Below are 4194 nucleotides of genomic sequence, written 5' to 3'. Positions count from 1 at the left end.
ACGACGTTGATTGGCATACCGATGATGGTTATACTAATGAAGATTGGGAAAAAGATGATGGTGAGGAAGGAGATGATGAGGACTAATGGAGATAAGTAAACTTAAAAAAGAGGATTGGCTCTGGCTATACAACCATAGATGTAAGCACGGGCATCGCTACATTGAACATATGGCTTGTTATATAGCCGATTATGGAAATATCCCGCCCTCACAGAGGGCGGAGCGTATAGCCTTTTTCGATATCGAAGCCACCAATATGGACGCTAACTTTGGAATTATGATATCTTGGGTTGTCAAGGAACTTGATAAAGATGACTTGTATGTGGATTATCTAACTCCAAAGGATATAACAACCTATGAGTTTGATAAACCAGATACAAGGATAGTCCAGAACCTTATCAATGTTTTAAGTCAATTTGATAGGGTGGTTGGGCATTATTCAAGCAAGTTTGATTTACCTTTTGTTCGAACAAGAGCCTTATACGATGGGCTGGATTTCCCAGCCTATGGGCAATTATACCAAGATGATACTTGGAGTGTTGCACGCTCAAAATTAAAATTGAACTCCAACAAACTTGACACAATCGCCCTTGCCCTTTTTGGTGAGACACAAAAGACACGCATAGAGTTTAAGTATTGGATTGGTGCATTACACGCTGATAAGGAAAGCATAGACTATATCGTAGACCACAACAAGAAAGACGTCATTGATTTGGAAAAGGTATGGAAAGCAATTCATAAATTCCAGAGACCAGCAAAGAGAAGCATATAGGGGGTGATAGAAGTGAAAGAGGAGAATAAGGATTTGATTTTAGAGGACGGGACAAGGATACCAGAAAAGTTAAGACAAAGGTGTGAAGTATGGAGCAGACCTGTGGGATATCTTCGCCCAGTCCAACACTGGAATAAAGGAAAACAACAAGAGTTTAAGGAAAGAAAAGAGTTCACTATAAAGGAAAATGAATAAAGAGTTCTTTGTCTCCGCTTATAGAGATTTATTCGAACCCGCCGTAAGGCGGGCTATGATGAAGGGATTATCAAGAGAGGAAGCGGAGGACATAGTCCAGAACTTTTTTTTGGACATTCTTGAAAAGAATGATGAATTGATTTTGCAACAAAAGAGCCTTTTCTGGCAATTTCTTGATTGGCGTATTATTGATGAAAAACGCAGAATTAAAGCCAGATTAACAAAGGCTCAAAAAATGAGAGAAAAACTTGATTGGTTGGACGATATAATTGAAGGGTAAAAAATCAATTTCGCTATATATACGAGGGGAGCAAAGGCTCACCCTCTCACCAGACATCGGAGGCATAATTCGTTTGTGCCTCTAAAAAAGGGGCGTGAAGCCCCTCTCTGAATTATTACTATATGTCTTGGTGTCTCGGGGGCGACAAGCCCCCATTTTTTATTTTATGGTGAGAAATTTTTTGCAAAGTTTTGTTCTCTATCTAATTCATCTTTCAATTGTTGTATGCTTATACCTTTTTGTTGTAAGAATCGTAAGAATTTCAATCTTTTCTCATAACTCAAAGTTCCCAAGATAGAGATTAGGGGCAGTCTATACTCCATAAGCACATCGAGTATATCGTTTTCATCAAAGCCTTTGCTTTGCATATATTGGATAGCGTCATCTACTTGTCCTTTTTGCAAAAGTTTTATTGCTTGGTTTTTCATTTCTCTCTTTTGCTCTTTTTCTTGTGCCAAGAAATCAAACAATGCTTGTTCAATTTCTCCGCCCGGTAAGCCTCTTACAACCCACACACCGAGGAAAGGAGCAATCCATTCCATTGGTGTCTTTGAATGTTTTTCGTCCTCTGTGTAATAAGATGAAGGTGTCCATTGTTCGAACATATAACCTAATCTACCTGTAAGTTGTTGCCAGCCAGACGCACCTTCTGGCACTATCTCTTGACGCCTATTAACATCATAATTTATGAGTGCCTCAAATCCAGATTTCAACATCGGCTCCATCTTATTCCATATAGTTTTAACTGGGTGAGTAATCATTCCTATCCAATCTTGGACATTCTTAAAGAGCGGGAAAACAACATATCTTTTGCTCCCATCGTTTGCTCTTAATCCAAAGTCCAAATGAAGTTTGTGTCCGCTTTCATTTTGGAACATAAAGTGTATAGGCTCTGGGTCGCCTTTGATTATTCCAGCCTTTTTCAACTGATTAGCAACCATAATACCAACAACCTGTGTGATATTTGCTATTATGTAAAAGCCGAGAATAGATTTAAGGACAAATCGCCTCATATGGCTACCTATGAATTTCCTTTCCCATTCTGGAAAACTTCTTGTTCCAATACCTCTACCGCCACCTGTAATTGCACTTACAAGAGGGTCAAATTCACCCAAATTCCACTTATAAGCAAGAGCGGCAATCGGACCACCTTCTCTTACCGTTTTGCTTATCCAAGTCTGTGGTATCGTTCCATATACAATGTTAAGGATATCAGCAACTACTCCATCTACTTGTCCTTGTCCCCAATCTGGATGTTGTCTTGCAACCTCTTTTGTTAATGCGTCAAAAGTAAGGACTTGAAATCTATATACTATCTTGTCCCACAAAAGTTTGTCCGCCCATTCCTCAACTTTTGTAATAGGTCTAAATACAACATCAAAGGGCTGTAATCCTGTTTGTCTTAACTCTTTTTCAAGTTGTTCTCTTAACAAATTAGCATATTTACTGATTTCAAGCCCAGCGTTGATTGCTCTTTCCTCTACGTCCTCTGGAATAGGACCGAATAACTTTGCTAATGCTTGTGGACTAAATCCTGTTTCTGTTGTGTAAATCGTCAGCATATTGTAAGTGTGATATATCGGGTTAATTAAGATTGCTCTTTTGACTATTCCTCTTAACTTTACATACAATTGCCACCACGGATTGGCTGGCTTGTAAGGTGCAAATTCATCATTGATAAGGTCTGCAACTTCTGGTGCCGCTTTTAATTTAACCTTACTTAACAATACCTTGCCATTTTTATCCTCACCAACATATGCCCAAGTATCGAAATTAGGAACATCAATAATTTTGTATGTGTTATTCCATACATCTATTAGTCCTTTTTTTCTTGGTCTTGCCGCCACCAAAGGAAGTCCATATTCACTTGGTGTATTCATCAGTTGTTCAAGAAATTTCTTATTTGCTATTACTTTATGCAATTGTGTAAGGTATATTTGGAGTTTCAAAATTGGGTCATCAATTGGGTGCAATCCAAGTTTAATTGCGTCCTCTTTTGTCCTAATAGAACGCTGATAACCAAAAGAGAACTTTTGCCCCATTGTTCCGCCTCTTGCATACAGCAATTTATATACCTTGACAGGGTCGTCAGCATATATGTGAGGTGTGTAATAGTCTATCCAAGCGTCCAAAACACCAGCCTTTTTTGCAATCTCAAAAGATTGCTGATACAAATTTCTTATTATCTCACCCAATTTTTTGTATTGCTCTGGAAGTGCGTCGAATTGTTTCTGATACTTTTCTGGGTTATCAAGCCAATCATCTATGATTTTCAAAAGTTTAGGGTCATTAGCCATACTTCTTAAATCCTCTGCAATTTTCGCCGCGTTGCGAACGCCCTTGTTGGTTTCTACTCTCCAATTCTCTTTTAGTTCCTCAAAACTGCTTACCGAACGAGATTTCGGAGGATAAAGCATTTTCTTTATGTTGTCAAAAAAGTTCTTAACGCCTTGTGAGATATCTTTTCCAGAAGGAATAGTTATATAACCCGGTCGCTCTTTATTGAGAGAGTTTTTAAGTGTCTGTTTTAGTTTCTCTAATTGTGATTGAGTTTGTGCTATCTGTGCCTTTGTTTGCTCTAATTCCTGCTCTTTGTTTTTGATTAGGTTTTCTAATTGTTCTATCGCTTTGTCTGTATTGCTTTTAAGTCCATATTTCTTTTTAACCCAATAAGCATTTTCCTCATCGCCAGAGTAAAGTATCCCCAAGTCATTAGACATACTATTCAGTGTCATATTCAGGGCACTAACTTTACCTTTTAGTTTGTTCAAAAGTTCCTGTTGCTTTTCTAATAACTCTTGCTGTTTATTTTGTTGCGTTTCCTGTTTTGGTGTTTCTTGTTGTGGAGTTTCAACTTTTGGTGTCTCTGTTTGTGGTGTCTCTGTTTTTTCTGGCTGTGGAGTTTCTGCAACGTGTTGCACTTGTTGTTTGGCTCGGTGTTTTTCCG

At 38.3% G+C, this 4194-nt stretch carries 4 protein-coding genes; 3 read left to right on the top strand and 1 reads right to left on the bottom strand.

Annotated elements, in window-relative coordinates:
* Positions 1-85 precede the first annotated feature (85 nt).
* Genes JHC30_06460 through JHC30_06450 form a run of 3 tightly spaced genes read left to right on the top strand, consistent with a single transcriptional unit; the run spans position 86 to position 1247 of the window.
* Positions 86-772 carry a ribonuclease H-like domain-containing protein gene (locus tag JHC30_06460; GenBank protein MCI4463791.1) on the top strand — a complete coding sequence of 229 codons (687 nt, stop codon included), beginning with the start codon at positions 86-88 and terminating at the stop codon, positions 770-772.
* Positions 773-784: 12 nt separating this feature from the next.
* Positions 785-967, top strand: a complete 183-nt coding sequence (locus JHC30_06455; protein MCI4463790.1) for a hypothetical protein — start codon at positions 785-787, stop codon at positions 965-967.
* Between the two features lie 55 nt (positions 968-1022).
* Positions 1023-1247, top strand: a complete 225-nt coding sequence (locus tag JHC30_06450; GenBank protein ID MCI4463789.1) for a hypothetical protein — start codon at positions 1023-1025, stop codon at positions 1245-1247.
* A 164-nt stretch (positions 1248-1411) separates the two neighbouring features.
* Here the strand turns inward: JHC30_06450 and JHC30_06445 are convergent, their stop codons facing one another.
* Complete coding sequence (locus tag JHC30_06445) at positions 1412-4168, bottom strand: hypothetical protein (GenBank protein MCI4463788.1); 2757 nt, start codon at positions 4166-4168, stop codon at positions 1412-1414.
* Positions 4169-4194 lie beyond the last annotated feature (26 nt).

Origin of the sequence: Caldisericum sp. (assembly GCA_022759145.1) — a bacterium.
Lineage (GTDB): Bacteria > Caldisericota > Caldisericia > Caldisericales > Caldisericaceae > Caldisericum.
Note: the sequence above shows the minus strand (reverse complement) of the source record. Positions and strands in the feature narration are given on the sequence as shown.

Coding starts and splice junctions, on each gene's coding strand:
- JHC30_06460 (MCI4463791.1), top strand. CDS start 86: ATGGAGATAAGTAAACTTAAAAAAGAGGATTGGCTCTGGCTATACAAC.
- JHC30_06450 (MCI4463789.1), top strand. CDS start 1,023: ATGATGAAGGGATTATCAAGAGAGGAAGCGGAGGACATAGTCCAGAAC.